The sequence below is a fragment of the Pseudomonas sp. PDM02 genome, from assembly GCF_014852285.1.
GTDB lineage: Bacteria > Pseudomonadota > Gammaproteobacteria > Pseudomonadales > Pseudomonadaceae > Aquipseudomonas > Aquipseudomonas migulae.
In genome coordinates this window covers 1-387 of the sequence record NZ_JACVBL010000049.1, presented here as the reverse complement: position 1 = coordinate 387, position 387 = coordinate 1, and the positions used below count along the sequence as shown (strand labels likewise).

Here is a 387-nt window from a genome sequence, read left to right as displayed (position 1 = left end):
TATGCGCTTCTTCACTTGACCATATAACCCCAAGCAATCTGGTTATACTGTGAAGACGACATTCGCCGAAAATTCGCGATTAAACTCACAAATTTTACCTTAGCCTGAATAAACACCAGTGAAAGTGCTATCCAGTCTATCTTTCTATCACATACCCAAATTTTTAAAGAACGATCTAGCCAAAGACTAGAAATCAATATTCACACTGGAATATTCATTTCTAAACTCGAACAAAACAAACCACCTTAAAGGCTGGCCTCTCGTCTTCTTCAATGAATCAAGCAATTCGTGTGGGAACTTATGGAGCAGCTGATGTCGTCGATTAAGGAGGTGATCCAGCCGCAGGTTCCCCTACGGCTACCTTGTTACGACTTCACCCCAGTCATG

At 41.9% G+C, this 387-nt stretch carries 1 rRNA gene; it reads right to left on the bottom strand.

Features of this window, described 5'->3' with window-relative positions:
* Positions 1-323: 323 nt before the first annotated feature.
* Positions 324-387: ribosomal RNA gene (locus IB245_RS28970) — 16S ribosomal RNA — on the bottom strand; the annotation flags it as partial.